This is a genomic window from Lysinibacillus sp. FSL K6-0232 (genome assembly GCF_038008325.1).
Lineage (GTDB): Bacteria > Bacillota > Bacilli > Bacillales_A > Planococcaceae > Lysinibacillus.
This window is the reverse complement of sequence record NZ_JBBOYW010000001.1, coordinates 2,144,892-2,161,989: the sequence shown is the minus strand read 5'-3', so window position 1 is coordinate 2,161,989 and position 17,098 is coordinate 2,144,892. Positions and strand designations below refer to the sequence as shown.

Sequence of the window (17,098 nt, the reverse complement as noted above, 5' to 3'; positions counted from 1 at the left end):
CTTATTTATTATTTAAATAGATTAATCGTTGTAATAATAATCGGAATACCGAAAACATCAATTAAAAATGCGCCTACAATAGGTACGACAAGAAAAGCCTTTTTAGAAGGGCCAAATCGTTGGACAACGGCGGACATATTAGCCATTGCATTTGGTGTTGCCCCTAAGCCATGCCCAGCAAAGCCTGCTACCATAACGGCTGCATCGTAATTTTTACCAAGCAGCTTAAATAATACAAAAATACAAAAAACAACAATAAAGAGTACCTGTACAAAGACGATAATAAATAATGGCAATGCTAAATCAGCAATTTCCCATAATTTAATACTCATTAGTGCCATTGATAGGAAGATGCCTAATGTCACATCCCCAATTAATGAAATACTTTTCATATTAATGGCTTCAGGTTTGACTTTATCCATAATATTGCGCACAAATACGGCGACAAACATAGCACCTACATAGCCTGGCAGTACAAAGCCTGTTGCTTCTGAAAACAATGCGCCAATATACGTGCCAACAGCCATAGAAAATGTAATCAATAATACTTGTAGAAAGAATGAATCCGTTGTAATTTGTTCATGCTTATTGTCAAATTCAACTTCCTCTGCTTCTTGCTCATCGGGTGTTAAATTATATTTGCCAACGAGATATTTGACAATTGGACCACCAATTAAGCCCCCTGCAACTAAGCCACAAGTTGCTGCCGCTGCGCCAATTGTCATCGCTGAGGAAATCCCTAAATCCTCTAAGGTTTGTCCAAATGCAGCTGCCGCGCCATGACCACCCTCCATGGAAACAGCACCCGCCATCATTCCGATTAAAGGATGAATGCCCATAAGCGATGCAAGCGATACACCGATAACGTTTTGCATTAAAGCTAGGAACCCACATGCTAGCCAGTAAATAATCAGTAATTTTCCGCCTAGTTTCACAAGTTTAAAGCTTGCCCCTAAGCCAATTGTTGTAAAAAATGTAATCATAAATAGGCTTTGTAGGGAAGTATCAAGCGATATTTCTACAGCACCTGTTGTTTTTAAAAGTGTAGCGAGTGCCGCAAATAGTAGACCTCCGACAACTGGTGCTGGAATGCAAAAGCGTTTTAAAAGCCCAATTTTATTAACAAGAAAACCGCCTAATACAAAAAGTGCAACGGCTAGAAACACCGTTGTAATTTGATTGATTTCAATCATGTGCCTTGCCCCCCAAGTAAGTTGTTTAGCGCCTCATAGGCAAAATAAGCCCCTAATTTAACCGTTCGCCCATTTTCATCTAGTGATGGATTGACCTCGCTAATATCAAAAGAATGTGTATGGGGATGTGCTGTTACTTTTTGGATAATGGCACGTACAGTTGCTGGGTCAAGCCCGAATGGAGAAGGGGCGCTAACACCTGGTGCAAATGCCGCATTTAGCACATCCATGCATAAGGTTAAAAGCACATAATCATGCTGATCCATATAGTGCTGCATATCATCTAGTAATCGTTGCTGGTCAGTTATTTCATCTTCTAAAATATATGTGACCTGTAATTCATCTGCTTTTTGGAACAAGGCTTTTGTATTGCCGTAGCGCTGAATGCCCACAACAAAATAATCCGCATATGAGTCCTGCTCTAAAATTTGGCGGAACATAGTACCCGATGAAGGCTGTTCATCATAGGGACGTAAATCAAAATGTGCATCGATATTAATGATGCCGATTTTAGCCTCTTTTGGTAATGCAGCGCGAACGCCTAAATAATGGCCATATAATGTTTCATGGCCACCACCTAACACTACGCATGCTAAATCTTTTTGTAGTGCTGTGCTCACAACTTCACCAAGCTCGCGTTGTGCCTCCTCTAGCGCGTGATTAAGACAAAGTATATTGCCAACATCAAGGATTTGCTGCTGACCATCAAATGTCCACGGCAAGCTTGCTAATGCCTCACGCAATGCATTTGGCCCATTCGCTGACCCTGTGCGCCCTTGATTGCGACGAACACCCTCATCGCAAAGAAAGCCAACAAGTGCAGCACTTTTCGTCGTCGCAGTAGCAATATCATTAATAGCTACTCTTTTCACCTTTTGATGGAAGCGAAAGCTGCTTGTATTCGTTGTGGAATCGATACGACCTTGCCAATGTTTTGCGTCTGTCATGATGTACATAATTTTCTCCACCTCATTGCAATATGATTAACATTGATGCTTTTCATTATATATTCGTATAATTATAATTACTAATATATAATTAATATTATTCTATAGCTTTTAGCTATAAATAGAGGGGGAGGTCGTTATGGATATTAAACAATTACACTATTTTATGGCTGTTTCAGAGCAGTTGAATTTCTCAAAAGCGGCAGAAAAATTGCATATTTCTCAGCCATCCTTAAGCAATGCGATTAAAAAGCTTGAGCAGGAGATTGGCTCGCCCTTATTGGAGCGAAATACGAGAAATTTGCAGTTAACGGAGGCAGGAGCACTATTATTTGAGCGTGCAAAGGTCATTATCGAAAATATGGAAGTGTTAAAAATTGAAATGGATGAAGTGATTGTACATGGTGCGGGGGAACTTACGATTGGTGTGATGGAATCCATTAAGCATTGGCTGCCTAAGGTGATTGCTCACTATAAAAAGGAATATCCAGAAATGATGATTCATTTAGTTGATATTTTAGGCAGCAAGCGTGTGAAAAAATCATTAAAAAGCTATCAAACACATGTTATTATTACGAATCAGTTAATGGATGATCCAGAGCTGGAAGTGAAATTGCTATACCGCGAACGATTGGTGGCGGTTTTACCATTAACGCATCCATTAGCAACAAAAGAGGAGATAACGATTTCGGATATTAGTGCGGAACCTTTTATTATTAGCACAGAAGGCTTTCAAACGAGAGAGGATATTTTACAGGCATTTGCACAGGCTGGAGAAACCATCAATATGCAATTTGAAATTGAACGATTTGAAACAGCTGTTTCTCTTGTACGGGAAAATTTAGGGGTGACCATCTTGCCTGAAAATTACTTAGAAGGCCCAACTGCTAAGACCATTGTGAAAAAAGAAATGAAGGAAACCAATTTAAGTCGAGATGTTTATTTAGTGTACTTAAAAAATCGCCATTTACCAGTTGCGATCCGACAATTATTGGAAGATATTTTGCGATATTTTCAATAAAAGAAAAAATACAAAATCAGATTATCCGACATTATATAATATAATTTTATAGTATTGCTCGCTCTAAAACTATACAAAAAACAAAATAAAGCACGTCCAAATAAATAAAAGAGAGGGAATACACGTTCTTTTTTTAGGAAAAATAGCCGATTACCTCTGCTAATAAGTAATCGGCGGGAAGGATTAGATAATATTTACTTTGCGTACGGCATCGATTTTGGCACAATTAACTGTGATGGGTACTGTTTTTTCATTAATTTGTAGAAAGCATGCACAATTGTTTTGTGGATCAAGATGAACAAAATAAACCATTAAAAAGCTTTGACCATTCGAGAGATAGACATCGACTAAAGTGCCAGCTGCCAAGCATTTTAAATAATGACTAACAGAGCTATCATAATGCTTTTTTTCATGCTCAGGATGATTGTAATATTTGATTTTCGCTTCTTCGATCTCATTGTAGCCTAAGCAATAACTTTTTGATGCACAATGGCATTTGGAAAATTTATGATAATTATTAAAATCCCAATTTAGACGAGTTAAATATCGATTTTCTTGCATGGCTTAAACGCTCCTTTACTAGCTACTTGTTATCACTTCTAGTCTATGTAAAAGTGCAAGCTAGCAATCGGTAATATGTCCATTCATCTGTAGCGTAAAAAAAGACTAGACTCCATTAAGTGGGTCTAGTCGAATGATTTTTACTTACATACGGTCCGCCTTGCGTGCCCAATATGTGGCAAGTAATGCGCCTGAAATATTATGCCAGAAGCTGAAAATCGCACTTGGTACAGCTGCCAATGGACTGAAATGTGCCGAAGCCAAAGCAGCACCAAGCCCTGAATTTTGCATCCCAACTTCGATTGCCATTGCTTTTTGATCCTGATAGGTTAGCTTAAACATTTTACCAATTAAAAAGCCTAGTAAATAACCAAGACCATTATGTAAAATAACAACACCAAAAATTAATAGCCCAGATTCCATAATTCGATCTTTACTTGTTGAAACAACTGCTGCAACAATTAGTACAATCGCAAAAACGGAAACAAGTGGCATTAAATCTGCACTTTTCTTTACCTGTTCTTTTAAGAATATTTGCACAATGAATCCTAAAATAATGGGAATAAGGACAATTTGGATAACGGATATAAACATATCTTTCGCAGACACTTCCATCCACTCACTTGCAAGCAAATAAATAAGCGCTGGTGTTACAATGGGTGCAAGTAGGGTAGATACAGATGTGATTGCCACCGACAGCGCAATATTTCCTTTTGCTAAAAATGTCATAACATTTGATGCAGTGCCGCCCGGACAGCAGCCAACTAAAATAACACCAATTGCAATTTCTGGTTCTAGTCGCAAGCCTTTTGCTAAAGCAAAGGCAAGAAATGGCATGACCATAAACTGAGATAACACACCAATCAAGACTTTCAACGGATGTTTTCCAACCTCTTTAAAATCCTCCGCTGAAATTGTCATTCCCATCCCAAACATAATGATGCCCAGTAAAATTGAAATATATGGTGCAATCCATGTAAATTGTTCGGGAAGGAAAAATGCAAATGCTGCAAACACCAATACCCATATAGCAAAGGTTTTGCTAGCAAACTGACTAATTTTAATTAATAAATTCAAATCATTTCCACCTCCATTCAAGAATAATACCATAAAATCCAGCGAATGTTCAGATTTTTTTGAACAGATATAGTAAATAATTGAGAGATAGATAACTAATAATGAAAAATAAATCAGTTATCTATCTCTTATAAGCTTGTCTATTGATAATCTTCCACTAATAAACCATATATTTCTAAGTCAATAACACCTTTGCCTGACCAAATAGCTGCTTGGCGCAATAGTCCCTCTTTTAAAAAGCCATTTTTTACAAGAACCTTTTTAGATGCTTCATTTAACGGCATCACCTCCGCCTGAATGCGATTAATCTGGACTTCCTCCAATAAAAACTTGACAATGGTTGCTACTGCCTCAGTTGCAATGCCTTTTCCCCAAGCATCCTCCGCTAAATAGTAACCAATTGTCACCATATTGATCTTTTGCTGAAAGTCCATTGCTTCAATAATCCCAACTAATTTTTCTTGTTGGGATTTTTCAAAAATGCCCCATTTGATTCTGCTTTTTTTCTGGTAGTCTCGTTCAAAATGTCCAATCATTTTTTGTACGGTTTGGCGATTATGCTTTGGGATAATGCCACAAAATTCAAAAACGTTGTCATTATCATAAATAGCAAATAGTTCCTCAATATGAGCATCTTCGATTTTTTTTAGTTCAAGGTTTGCTGAGCTTAGGGTAGGGAATTGCTGAAATACTTTTTCTATGTTCATAAATGCTCCTCCTTAATAGGGATATAAATGTTCATTTTCATGGCATGTGGATAAATGGACTGCATGACATCGGTTATTTCAAAATCAGGGCCTGTATCACGCTCATAATTAGAATTAGGTAGCCACACGCCGTAAATATAGCGTCTTGTATTTTGAATGCCCTCTGCAGTGCCGTTCAATGTAAATACAGCATATTGACCAGCGGGAATTTCAAGATTGATAAAGCCTGATGCTAAATATTCCTCAAATGTATGAACCTCCTCGCCTACAACAAAAGAAAATTGCCCGTTGTCCTGAAAATTTGTAGAAATGCCATACGCCATATTAGGCGCAGCTTTATGCGAAAGCTGTGCATAATATTGCCTTTGTCCAAAATCTAAATAAAAGCCTGGAATTTCTTGATAATACTGCTCATCTTGCAAGGTTGTTTTGTATTCATAGCCTGTAATTCGTTTTTTCGGTAACTGTACAATTGTTGGCTTCTGCATTGGAAGCTCTCCCTCCATTTTATAGTCCAAAAAGTTTATTTTGGCTTGAAGCGGTATGGAGTTTGCTTGTTTTCGGTATTTTGCAGGTGTTAGCTTGAAATATTGAACAAATGCCCGCGTAAATGCCTCTTGAGAGCTATATTGGAAGTTCAAGGAAATATCCAAAATATTGTTGGAGGTTGTGACTAGTAGGGTTGCCGCTTCTGATAGCCTTCGGTTGCGAATATACTGCTGCACAGAAAAGCCGGTAATTGCCTGAAAAAGCCGCTGAAAATGAAAGGCGGAAAAATAAGTTTGTGCAGCAATATCCGTTATCAGTAATCGCTCCTCCAAATGTGCTTCAATATATTCTATGGCATTTTGAATTCTTGCAAAATAATCCATACCATCATCCTTTCTTAACTACATAGTACCGTTTCAATGGCAGGCTTTTTTGATAATTTGTGCTAACTTGAACATTATATTGGAATGTATATGAAATCAATTGGAATATTGTATATAATTTAATGAAATTCACAAAAGGAGGAACGCTATATATAGTAATTATGGACCAATATGCACGGGGCTTTAATATAACAAAGCCACCAGGATACTTGATTGTTGGGGATATCGAATATTATTTAGAGCGATTACGGGGGGTTAAAGGGAAGATTTTAGAGGCAGGGGTCGGTTCAATATTCCTTTGCTGGAAAAAGGCTTTGATATAGAGGGAATCTACCATGTTCCAGATATGCTGATGTCTTGTCGCAAACAGTGTGAGGAAAGAGAGCTAGTACCGATTCTGTTGCTTTAACTTGTATGTATCGTCATCTTGCTCCTAGTGGGTGAATTATCATGGATATACGATTTCCAAAAGACTGGCAAACAACAAGCTATTATCCAATTTCTGAGGAGGAAGGGATTATGCTTGAACGAAAATCAATTAAGATTGACTGGATTGAACAATATACTTTAGCCGTTTTAAAAATTCATTATTGACACCACTTTTAAGCTTAAGCAGGTAGCGCCGACATAAAGAGGTCGCCGTTAGAAACAGCGACCCTAGTAACAAATCTAGGAGGTGTAAGGCTAATTAGCTTTACACTATTATTGTATACAATATTGATATGCTGCAATAGTTAATTGCCTGGGGAATAGTAAGAAAATTAAATTATTTCTGTTATTGTGCAATCAGCTGCAAAATAGAAGGGTCTTTAATTTTGCTGTCCTCACTAAGCATCACAATTTTGGACATAATTTCTGCTGTGCGTGGGTCCTCATCAGCAAATGGTAAGAAAATACGTCCGCGATGCTGTGATTGAATCGCTAAAATTGGCATCGTAGCACCACCCACTTTATGCACAGTGCCACTTCCTAAATGAATATTGTAACGAGCAAGGGAACCTTCGATTAAAACATACTGCTTTTCCACTGTTACCTGTGATAGCTTTAACATTTGTGTCAGCTCACGCACAATGGCTGCACGTGTTTCAATGGTAGAGAAGCTTGCCTCTGGGTCTACACCACCAACATGTGCCACACTTACAACTAAATCTACATCCCGCATAGCTTCAGAGAAAATAAGTGGCGGTACATCCTGTAGAGGGATCGGCTTACCTGTACGGCGATGATAAAAGGCAACATATTCAATCGTTGGTGCTTCAATATCAGCGGGTGAAAACCAATCTGCCATCGCATACATTGTCACAACAATATCTTGGTCATAATAAATTTTTCGTAAGCCCTCATCATAGCTTGCTAACCAGCCGCGTGTCTTTAATAAAGCCAGCGTTTTTTGCGGTTGAATTTGATGCCCTGCATAACGTGATGAAACATTTTTATCTTGCTCATCAGGATTGACAACATATAATTCACGGAATACTTGCTTAAAGGGCTGCACGATTTGTTCAGTAAATATTTCATGCTGAATGTCCGCCCATCTCTTGGATGCATATAAATCATACGGGTGGGCAATGCGTATCTCTGCATCATCTGCAAGCTCTATATTTTTCATTAAGCCAATTGTTGTATCGCTAATTACGTATAGCTTCTCCAGCATTGGTGCTAAAACAGGGTGGGCAAGCAAGCTTTTCACTTCTCCAAAGGTAAAGATTGTTCCTTTTTCCATTGCCTCCTCAAATGCTTTACGCGATCTGCTTTGCTGGTCACGCAATTGCTTACGTATAGCTGTGATTTCCTGTACAATGGCATTCTTTTTTAAACGAGCTGGAATGGATTTTAAGCGTTTCTCTGCCTTTGCTACAACAAAGTCTACAATGCCTTTCTCATCCGCCTGTAAATGCACAGTAATATCATCCACTTCAATTGGCTTAAAATATTGCTGAATTGCATCAAGCTCAAAAATTTCCATGCGCCAAACAAAGCGTGTCACATCATCACCAAGATTGCGTGCTAAATTATCAATCGCAATACGGCAGGCTAGACCTTCACTTTCTCGACGCTGTGCGCCAAATTGCTTACTTTCCTGTAAAAATGCTTGAATAAATTGATAGCGTTCGTATGCATCCTTTAATGGGTTGCGTTTGTTCAGCGGGATAAGCCCAATACAGCGTAGCTTATCTTTATTGCGCTTATCAGCAACCTCCTCCATTAAAGGTTTAAGCTTTAAATGACCAAGCGCAGCATCTGCAAACATTTGGGCACGGCGATGTGTTGCACCCTCAGAAGCATATTTGGCACTTTGATACAGCTTGTCAAAGCGCTTTTTACCAAGTGCATGATAGCATTCCAGTAGCCACTCCTTCGCAAAAGCGCCATCGCGGAATTCATTTGCAGTAATATTTGTATAGAGCTGAATCTGACTCATGCTTTCATCGCTTAATGTATTTGTTGTATGTGCACGGAAATACCATGCCGCACTTTCAAGCCCTTGCCAGCCTAAATATTCACTAACAAGCGTAATATAAGCAGGTGTATACATGATAGCATTTAATAGCTCTTCCTCTGTTAGTGCATATGGCTTTAAGGCTGCTGCTAAATCATCTACCGTATCCTCAGGGGCTGGCTGACAATGCTCTAGCATACTTGAAAATACTTCACGCTTTGTATAATCGCCAGCCCATGAATAACCGCGTACCAATGTTAAGCCCTTTAATGTATGCAAAATACGTGCAAAATAATTGACACCACTAATCGGATTCACAGCATGATTGGCAAAATGACTAACTTCTGTCCGCATATCACCACGGCTTAATTCAATATCAATTATGCGATTTATGGATTTTTCATATACTTCTGCTAAAAATGGATAGCTAGCAATGAGCTGGTCGCGCTGCTTGGTATGAAATAAATCTGCAAAATGATAACGTTCTGTATGTGGATTAAACACTTTTAAATAACAAGCATCAATGGGAACAAGCCCTAAATGATGTGCACATGCAATCATGTGATCTGTTGCATATACAATAGGTAAGAAAGTAGGGCCCTCGCCACGTGCTCGATTTTGTTGCTCATGCAATGTCGTAATAGCTGCATAAAGTGAAAATAGCTGTGTAAATTGCTGATCTGTGTCAAGGTAGCGCTCACAAATTCGCATCCATTTTTGATATAGTGTGTAGGATTCATAATGATAGGCTGTCCAGTCAGATGCAATATTAATGCGCTCAAACCATTTTGTAGCTGCTAGCTCTTGAAATAGCTCAACAAGCGCACTATAGACATAGTTGAAAGACGCTGTATGGTCGTATTCGGTAGTGTAAAGTGCATCAATAATATCGCAAACCTTGCTACCATGTGCCAATGCATTAATCCAATAATTCAAATCATTAATATTTTCAAAATTTATCCATTTTGAAAGTGTTTCCTTCGCCTCGTCCGTTAACCCTTTATCCCAAGGCTCCTTGCCAGAGTAACCGCGCTTTGTAAACAGGATAATGGTTAGGCAGTCAAGGTCAGTCAATTGCACATCTTCCTTCCACTGTAGCCAAACCTCTGCTAAAGGATAATCTTTGATATGCTCACCCTTCGTACCATATAGTGGTCTAAAATGACTGCCAAGAATGGCATCATAAGGACGGTCATCCCATGCACGAGCCTGATATTCATAGGCTGCATGTTCTTCCAATAGGTCTGATAAACGTTGTAATTTTGCCTTTAGCTTATTGCTATCAAAGGATGTCAGTGTTTGTGCAGCCTGTGCAACAATGACCTTCAACGGGGGAATGGTATCCTTTGTGTAATCAGGATTAAAAATACCATAGCCACCAGCAAGTGTTTTTTTGCTTGTATCTTCCACTAAAGCCTGAATTAATTCCTGTTCTTTGACAGTAGGCTTCGCAATGCTGCTGGCAATTGTAGAAATTTCTTGCATGCTTAAATGCTTGGCTTTTTTGAGCTCTACTAATAACTCTAAGCCGCCTAAGCGTAAATCCTGTTTGGTAGTTTGCACTAAACGTTGAGCACTTTCAATGATTTTTGTTGGTGGCTGTGCAACAAGTATTGTGACAAGAGCCTGCTTTGTTGCGCCTGATTTTAAATAAAAGAGCTGCTCAACGGCTTCCAGTTGCGCATCATCCAACGGCTCTGCTCTCTTTTTCAACAGCTCTAAAGCTAAATCACGAGTGCCACGTTCTTGTAAGCACTCAATTAAAAATGCATCAGCAATAGGCATTTTTAATTTTTCTACGACAAAGCCAAGCAAGTTTTCACGCTGGGCTGGTGTTAATGCTTGACGATTGTTATATAATTTCATGATATAGTCATGGTCGTGCCATGCAACAGCTAGCAGCATTGTACCATTGATTATATATTCTTTTGTTAGCGTGTAATGCACCCATGGAAATGGCTTGCCTTGCAATGTATAGTCTTGCTTGTTCATCAGCTCAGCGATTTGCTCAAGGCGTGGCATCATCGCTTTTGGGTAATGCTTAAAATAATCAGCATGTATCTGTCTTCTATAAAACGGATATTTTGAATGCATATAAATAGGGAAAACATCTTGCATTGCAATCGTTAAAATATCGAAATCATCGTGCTCCATAATTACATCTAAAATTTGAAAGCGTAAATATAACTCTAAATTCGTTGCATGGGCAAAGTAGAGTGCTGATAATATTTGATGCTTTTTACCTTGTAATAGCTGGTTTAATGCAGGTATAATATTTTCCACATTGAGCGTAGCAATTGCCCAAAGAGCCGCATAGTTATGAATAGCATCCTCTGATTCTATGAGCGGCTTAATAGCAGCACCGTTTGCGAGGACATCATAAGCACTATCAAGCAGCTTTTGGACAATTTTTTTATCGTCTACTGTATATTGCAGCCCAATCCATGTTTCCACGGCACGCTGTACAGAGGAGAAGCGCAATAAATCATGTTCTTTAATGATTTTTATAAAATAAATTAGCACCTGAGGCGTACCTCTATCTGCATTTTCTAAAATCGCTTGACGTGTGCCTTCCTGACGTTGTGCAGCAATTAATAGCTGTCCAAGCCATTCCACTATTTTTATATTATCGCTACGAATGATGCTGCGAATAAGCTGATGGGTTAAAGTGGCTACATTATTTTCACCAAAAATTGCTTCGTGTACATATTGCACCGCTTCTGCATCATTCACTGCTAATAAATGGGCAAATTTTGCCTCCACAAAGCTATAGGAGGCAATAGGGTTATCTTTTTCATCCACATAAAAATTGATAAATCCTCTTGAATTGTTTGCAGGATAATGACGTATGACATCTATGACATTTATATTTTTATTGAATGCACCAGCTGCGATAATGGCTAATATAGCAGCTGCATGCTGGTCAAGCGCTTGACCATGCGCGGAGCGGCGGTATATGCCTCTTTGGAAGGAATGTGTTGTCTGCTTCGTACAATAAATTTTTAGCTCCTCAGCAAAATTTTTATCATAAAGCACTGTTAAAGCTTCGAAAAGCCCTGCATCAAATAATTGCTCCACTGTAGTAAGTTTATGCTCTTTTAGCATCGCTTCAAATGCTTCTAAATCTTTGTACTTATAGCCCTCTTTTTGTGCCTTTTGCTCCATTGTCTGTAAAAGTTGCAGCAATTGCTCTTTCATTGGGCGCTCCTCCTTTGTCGTAAACATTTTGATAGTATTGCTCATTTTTTGCTCTAGTGTCTGTCATAGCTGTCCTTTCATAAACTTACCATAAACGTCCTGACAGCATCGTTAATTTAATAAATGTAAAAATATCTTCTTCATTGATAGGGAGGGGCTCATCCAATGATGTCAGCTCTAGCTCGCCATGCAGCACTTTATAAATGCCATCCTCAAATGCTAATAACGCTTCAGCAATCGCTGCTGACTCGGATTGCTCAGCATCATTATAGCGATGCTGAAAGCCAACCTTGCCCTGCTGATAAGCGGTTTCAATATCTTCCTCCAATAAATAGCGTGTAAATGGCTGTTCTTCATTAAATGCTTGAACATTTTGTTGGACAATTTGCGTAATCAGTTCACGCAATGTTTTCACAGGATCTATATCAAAGGGCTGTAATGCTAATACAGGCTTGCGCTTGCCAATTGATTTCACCTTCGCATAAATTCGCAATATAACCACTTCCTTTGAACAATAAATCGTTATGCTATAAAACATTTCCCGTAAATCGAAAAAGTCACACCATTAACATTATTCTTTCTATCTATTTATTGTAAGAAAAGGAACATTAGTTCGCAATCATGCATTGCTCCTATATGTTAGGCTATAGCTATTTAACTAGTAAATGGGAATATATCCTATTGGGAGGATAGGGGAAAAGGGGCAGGAAAAAAGAATAAAAAATTTTTAAAAAAAGGTGTAACTTATTGAAACATCAGCCGTCTAACTCAGTAGTAGAATACAAAAGCTAAAGCAAAGCTTAGTAAGATTCACTTTTCGCAAAAAGGCCAGAGCTCATTTTTGGAGCTACTGGTCTTTTTGTGGTTGAGGCTATTTATTTGATAGCGGTTATTTTTGCGCTAAGCTGCGAAATGGTACTATTAATATAATCAATTTCTGTTTTACGTTTCTTTGCAAGGTCTTGTAGCATGCTAGCCTTTAGCTGATCAAGAGCGGTGGGGCAGAAATTGTTCAATTATGCTTTACTATCTTTTTGCGGGCTTATTATAGGTAAAAGATTCTTTCAAATTATTATTTATTGTCAAACAACTAAAGCCTACTTTAAAGGCTGATAGGTAGCTTTGGAAAATATTTTAACTTGTTAAGCCACTCAACTTATCGTAGTATTAAAGCGAATCAAAACTAAGTTAGTTAGTAAGATTCACTTTCACAATAAAGCCAGATGCTTATGAACGAGGAGCATCTGGTTTTTTGTTTTGTCTGCTTATTTTTCAATTGTTTCTTCATAGGTTTTTCTGCCAGGATTTATTTTCGTAACATGGATCGTTATTTTTCCGATGGAATCCTTGGTTAATGGAATTTTCCCATCCTTTTCTAGTGTCTTCCAAGTTTTAAGGTTCGCACGATAAAGGTACTCAGAGAAACGATAAATATCCACATCTAATTTTAAGCCTTCTTCATAGGTTTCGATGATTTCCTTTTTTACAGTTTCTTGAATATGGGCTCTGATTTCATCGGAATTGACGCTTTCTTTAAAGCCATTCAACGTAGCTTGTACATGGAGATCAATATTAAATGTTACAGATTCATTACTTCGAACAATGGGTTTGACCTTTACCTTTAATTTATCTAAGTCAACAGTCAGATAATCATGCTGCTGTTCATGGAGCTTAAAGGTAATTTCACCACGGCTTGTTTTATCAAACATCCATTGATTTCCTCTAGCTGCTGTATTTTGAATAAAACCTTTAAAGCCATCTTTTGACAAAATTCCAACACCTGCAAATGTTGTTTCCTGTACTGGTTCATCTACATTTTCCCAGCTGCTCGTCAAAGATACATAAGGAATACTAACCTCATGGCTTGGTTCATTTAAACCAATCACTAAATTTCGCAAGCTTTTAGGCTCTATAAAGGATTCTTGTTCGGTTGTACCAATAGGGTTACTTAATTTTGAAGAGGTTAGAGAGCTTTGTAAAATTGGTGTAACAAGCAGAACATCTTTAATTGGGTCTTTTGTACAATAGACCCAAATTTGATACCTTGTTTCACGAACACGAATAAATGTATCAATAACAGAAAGGCTATGTTCATGCTCCATAACTCGTTCAGACAATAGAAGAAATCGCAGATGCCCCCAAAAAATTTCTTGATCCACGGAACGGTATAATTTATAAATCGCTTCCTCAATGGTTCTTCCTTCAGCAGAGCCAATTTCAGAGGGCATCGCGCCTGTGCTTGGCTGTTCGGATTTCGCTACATCAGCAAAATTAATAATTTGTAGATAGACCTTGTATTGATTATCCTCATAATCGACCCCAATAGCATTAATATAGTACATTCTTTGTGGTTCCATAATATCCCAACATCCTGCAATCAACGGTGCTGTTATTAACATACATACATATAGTAATACGTTTTTTCTAGTCATGCTGTCCCTACTTTTATAAGTCATTCATTATTTAATAGTGTAGACAAAATATAAGTAAGCCATTCATTTTCCTAAGGTGCTACTTAAAACAAAAAGTGTGCTAGTTCTAGTTGATTTACTGTTGATCATTATATCTATTTACTTTTTCCGCTAATATTATTATTAATCCAGAGGACATGCTGTATATATGCCTTATAAATATAATCACGTTTTAGCTCTTACTTTGATGAAATAGTTTTTGAAGGATCTAACTAGAATAGCAGAACATAAACCGATATTTTCCAAATGCTTTCCTCTCAAACAAAAACCCCACCCAATCAACAGTTTTGCGCTATAATGTAGGACGAGGTGAAGAATATGTTTGTAAGTGAAAAACAAATTGAAATTCGTTATGCTGAGACAGACCAGATGGGTGTCGTGTATCATGCAAATTATATCGTCTGGATGGAAATTGGTCGTACACAGCTTGTTAGTGATGCAGGCTTTGAGTATGCGGCATTAGAAAGAGATGGCTATGTATCGCCAGTGATGGATTTAACAATTTCTTATAAGGCTGCCATGCATTATGGACAGGTGGCAACAGTATGTACATGGGTACAAAAGCATGACCGTTTACGTACAACGTATGGCTATGAAATTTTACATGAAGATGGTACAGTGGCGGCTACTGCTCAGTCTGTACATATTTTGGCGCATAAGGATACGTTGCGTCCTGTATCTTTAAGTAAAATCGATCCTGCTTGGGATGCTAAATATAAAGAAATCGCCATTGAGGCGAAATAGGAGATTTGCAAATGGAACTATTTTTAGCGTTGGGTGCTGTTTTGGCTGGTCTTGGTGTTGTGTTAGGTGCTTTCGGGGCACATGCCTTAAAAGATAAATTTGCGTCCCCTCATTATGCTGCGATTTGGGAAACGGCTGTGCAATATCAGATGTACCATGCGTTGGGGATAATTGCAGTTGGAATCGTATCAAGTGATACGCTTTTAGGAAGCAGCAGTCTATTAACTTGGGCAGTCTATTGTATGCTTGTCGGCATTATTTTCTTCTCTGGTAGCCTTTATGTGCTAGCAGTAACAGGCGTTAAAAAGCTTGGAGCCATTACGCCAATTGGTGGTCTATTATTTATTATAGCGTGGGTGCTTGTAGTGATTGCTCCATTTGCTTAAAATCGACAATATATGGTGAAACGAGATTGTTCTTTTACTAGAACTTCTCGTTTTTTAGTGGAAAATGAAACAAAATAGCGGGTATTGCGTATTACATACTAAACAGAGATGATAAAATAAACTGTAACATCAATATAAAGGTGGGAAATGAATATGGGTTTATTAAAAGCAGGCATAGGTGCTTTAGCAGGTGTTTTAGAGGATCAGTGGCGTGAATATTTTTATTGTGAGGCATTATCAGCAGATGTTCTTGTAACGAAGGGCATTAAACGTACATCGAAGCGCGGATCAAATAAAGGCAATGATAATATTATTAGCAATGGCTCCATTATTGCGATTAATGAAGGACAATGTATGATGATTGTGGAGCAGGGGAAGGTTGTGGAATTTTCCTCAGAGGCTGGTGAGTATGTTTATGATACATCAACAGAGCCATCCGTGATGTATGGCTCAGATTTGTCTGATAGCATTAAGGAAACCTTTAAGCAGATCGGCAAGCGCTTTACATTTGGAGGAGAAGCCCCAAAAGATCAACGTGTGTATTATTTTAATAAAAAAGAAATTGTAGGCAATAAATACGGCACACCAGCGCCGATTCCTTTCCGTGTAATTGACCACAATATTGGCTTAGATATTGATATTGCGATTCGTTGTCATGGTGAGTATTCTTATAAAATGATTGATCCACTACTATTTTATACAAATGTTTGTGGCAACGTGGAGCGTGAATTTACACGAGATGCCATTGATAGCCAACTAAAATCAGAGTTAATGACAGCGTTACAGCCAGCTTTCGCGCATATTTCAGCAAGCGGTGTTCGTTATAGTGAAATTCCAGCTCATACGGTTGCGTTAGCAGATGCGCTTAATAAGGTATTATCAGAAAAATGGTTGGCAACACGTGGCTTAGCTGTTGTATCATTTGGCATTAGTACATTAAAGGCTTCTGAAGAAGATGAGGCGATGATTAAGCAACTACAGCGCAATGCGGTGATGCGTGATCCGGGAATGGCTGCCGCTCATTTAACAGGCGCACAGGCAGAGGCAATGATTGCAGCCGCTAATAATGAGGGCGGTGCGATGACTAGCTTTATGGGCATGAATATGGCTGCACAAGCAGGTGGTGTAAATACTGGACAGCTTTATCAAATGAGTGAGCAAAATAAGCAGGCACAGGCTGCTATGCAAGAGCAAACAGCAAAAGCAACGAATACATGGAAATGTGCCTGTGGTCACGAAAACAGCGGCAAATTTTGTTCAAACTGTGGCACACCAAAGCCAGCTGAAGAGGGTTGGATGTGTACTTGTGGAGCGATGAACAAAGGCAAGTTCTGTAGTGAATGTGGTACAAAAAAACCAGCAGGAGCTTTACTATATGCATGTGATAAATGTGGCTGGGCACCAGAGGACCCAACAAATCCACCAAAATTCTGTCCTGAATGCGGCGATGTTTTTGATGAAAATGATGTGAAATAAGGGGA

14 protein-coding genes and 1 pseudogene are annotated in these 17,098 nt (G+C 38.5%); 5 read left to right on the top strand and 10 right to left on the bottom strand.

The features are described 5' to 3' along the window. Positions 1-8 precede the first annotated feature (8 nt). Positions 9-1,193 (bottom strand): sodium/glutamate symporter, encoded by a 1,185-nt coding sequence (gltS, locus tag MHB42_RS10535; protein WP_340806027.1) that lies wholly within the window; start codon positions 1,191-1,193, stop codon positions 9-11. After that, positions 1,190-2,149, bottom strand: coding sequence for a formimidoylglutamase (gene hutG / locus MHB42_RS10530; protein WP_340806026.1), 960 nt, complete (start codon positions 2,147-2,149; stop codon positions 1,190-1,192). The genes gltS and hutG overlap by 4 nt, the downstream gene beginning before the upstream one ends. Before the next feature lie 130 nt (positions 2,150-2,279). On the opposite strand from hutG, the gene MHB42_RS10525 reads away from it, so the two are divergent. Beyond that, complete coding sequence (locus MHB42_RS10525; protein ID WP_340806025.1) at positions 2,280-3,161, top strand: LysR family transcriptional regulator; 882 nt, start codon at positions 2,280-2,282, stop codon at positions 3,159-3,161. A gap of 183 nt (positions 3,162-3,344) precedes the next feature. Here MHB42_RS10525 and MHB42_RS10520 read toward each other — a convergent pair whose 3' ends face one another. The 4 genes from MHB42_RS10520 to MHB42_RS10505 all read right to left on the bottom strand — a co-directional run bounded on the left by MHB42_RS10520 (position 3,345) and on the right by MHB42_RS10505 (position 6,378). Further along, on the bottom strand, positions 3,345-3,722 hold the full coding sequence (locus tag MHB42_RS10520; protein ID WP_340806023.1) for a hypothetical protein: 378 nt from the start codon (positions 3,720-3,722) through the stop codon (positions 3,345-3,347). Between the two features lie 144 nt (positions 3,723-3,866). Beyond that, positions 3,867-4,799 carry a bile acid:sodium symporter family protein gene (locus MHB42_RS10515; protein WP_340806022.1) on the bottom strand — a complete coding sequence of 311 codons (933 nt, stop codon included), beginning with the start codon at positions 4,797-4,799 and terminating at the stop codon, positions 3,867-3,869. Between the two features lie 140 nt (positions 4,800-4,939). After that, positions 4,940-5,506 (bottom strand): GNAT family N-acetyltransferase, encoded by a 567-nt coding sequence (locus tag MHB42_RS10510; RefSeq protein ID WP_340806020.1) that lies wholly within the window; start codon positions 5,504-5,506, stop codon positions 4,940-4,942. Continuing rightward, positions 5,503-6,378 carry an AraC family transcriptional regulator gene (locus MHB42_RS10505; protein WP_340806019.1) on the bottom strand — a complete coding sequence of 292 codons (876 nt, stop codon included), beginning with the start codon at positions 6,376-6,378 and terminating at the stop codon, positions 5,503-5,505. Before MHB42_RS10505 ends, MHB42_RS10510 begins: the two co-directional genes overlap by 4 nt. Before the next feature lie 450 nt (positions 6,379-6,828). Here MHB42_RS10505 and MHB42_RS10500 point away from each other — a divergent pair, with 450 nt between their 5' ends. Next, positions 6,829-6,972 (top strand): hypothetical protein, encoded by a 144-nt coding sequence (locus tag MHB42_RS10500; RefSeq protein ID WP_340806017.1) that lies wholly within the window; start codon positions 6,829-6,831, stop codon positions 6,970-6,972. Between the two features lie 181 nt (positions 6,973-7,153). Here MHB42_RS10500 and MHB42_RS10495 read toward each other — a convergent pair whose 3' ends face one another. The 4 genes and pseudogenes from MHB42_RS10495 to MHB42_RS10480 all read right to left on the bottom strand — a co-directional run bounded on the left by MHB42_RS10495 (position 7,154) and on the right by MHB42_RS10480 (position 14,448). Continuing rightward, positions 7,154-12,016: a DUF4132 domain-containing protein gene (locus MHB42_RS10495; protein ID WP_340806016.1), complete on the bottom strand. Its 4,863-nt coding sequence runs from the start codon at positions 12,014-12,016 to the stop codon at positions 7,154-7,156. Between the two features lie 85 nt (positions 12,017-12,101). Further along, a complete protein-coding gene (locus tag MHB42_RS10490; protein WP_402893198.1) occupies positions 12,102-12,509 on the bottom strand; it encodes a hypothetical protein in 408 nt (135 codons plus the stop codon). Positions 12,510-12,915: 406 nt separating this feature from the next. Next, positions 12,916-12,999: pseudogene (locus tag MHB42_RS10485) on the bottom strand (ketopantoate reductase C-terminal domain-containing protein); the annotation flags it as partial. A gap of 282 nt (positions 13,000-13,281) precedes the next feature. Then, on the bottom strand, positions 13,282-14,448 hold the full coding sequence (locus MHB42_RS10480; RefSeq protein ID WP_340806014.1) for a Ger(x)C family spore germination protein: 1,167 nt from the start codon (positions 14,446-14,448) through the stop codon (positions 13,282-13,284). Between the two features lie 357 nt (positions 14,449-14,805). On the opposite strand from MHB42_RS10480, the gene MHB42_RS10475 reads away from it, so the two are divergent. The 3 genes from MHB42_RS10475 to MHB42_RS10465 all read left to right on the top strand — a co-directional run bounded on the left by MHB42_RS10475 (position 14,806) and on the right by MHB42_RS10465 (position 17,093). Continuing rightward, positions 14,806-15,231 carry an acyl-CoA thioesterase gene (locus tag MHB42_RS10475; RefSeq protein ID WP_340806012.1) on the top strand — a complete coding sequence of 142 codons (426 nt, stop codon included), beginning with the start codon at positions 14,806-14,808 and terminating at the stop codon, positions 15,229-15,231. 11 nt (positions 15,232-15,242) lie between these two features. Further along, positions 15,243-15,617, top strand: coding sequence for a DUF423 domain-containing protein (locus MHB42_RS10470; protein WP_340806010.1), 375 nt, complete (start codon positions 15,243-15,245; stop codon positions 15,615-15,617). A 153-nt stretch (positions 15,618-15,770) separates the two neighbouring features. Beyond that, complete coding sequence (locus MHB42_RS10465) at positions 15,771-17,093, top strand: SPFH domain-containing protein (RefSeq protein WP_340806008.1); 1,323 nt, start codon at positions 15,771-15,773, stop codon at positions 17,091-17,093. Positions 17,094-17,098 lie beyond the last annotated feature (5 nt).

Bases quoted from the DNA above. Each gene is read 5' to 3' on its own strand.
- gltS (WP_340806027.1), bottom strand. From the start codon at position 1,193: ATGATTGAAATCAATCAAATTACAACGGTGTTTCTAGCCGTTGCACTT.
- hutG (WP_340806026.1), bottom strand. From the start codon at position 2,149: ATGTACATCATGACAGACGCAAAACATTGGCAAGGTCGTATCGATTCC.
- MHB42_RS10525 (WP_340806025.1), top strand. From the start codon at position 2,280: ATGGATATTAAACAATTACACTATTTTATGGCTGTTTCAGAGCAGTTG.
- MHB42_RS10520 (WP_340806023.1), bottom strand. From the start codon at position 3,722: ATGCAAGAAAATCGATATTTAACTCGTCTAAATTGGGATTTTAATAAT.
- MHB42_RS10510 (WP_340806020.1), bottom strand. From the start codon at position 5,506: ATGAACATAGAAAAAGTATTTCAGCAATTCCCTACCCTAAGCTCAGCA.
- MHB42_RS10505 (WP_340806019.1), bottom strand. From the start codon at position 6,378: ATGGATTATTTTGCAAGAATTCAAAATGCCATAGAATATATTGAAGCA.
- MHB42_RS10500 (WP_340806017.1), top strand. From the start codon at position 6,829: ATGGATATACGATTTCCAAAAGACTGGCAAACAACAAGCTATTATCCA.
- MHB42_RS10495 (WP_340806016.1), bottom strand. From the start codon at position 12,016: ATGAAAGAGCAATTGCTGCAACTTTTACAGACAATGGAGCAAAAGGCA.
- MHB42_RS10480 (WP_340806014.1), bottom strand. From the start codon at position 14,448: ATGACTAGAAAAAACGTATTACTATATGTATGTATGTTAATAACAGCA.
- MHB42_RS10475 (WP_340806012.1), top strand. From the start codon at position 14,806: ATGTTTGTAAGTGAAAAACAAATTGAAATTCGTTATGCTGAGACAGAC.
- MHB42_RS10470 (WP_340806010.1), top strand. From the start codon at position 15,243: ATGGAACTATTTTTAGCGTTGGGTGCTGTTTTGGCTGGTCTTGGTGTT.
- MHB42_RS10465 (WP_340806008.1), top strand. From the start codon at position 15,771: ATGGGTTTATTAAAAGCAGGCATAGGTGCTTTAGCAGGTGTTTTAGAG.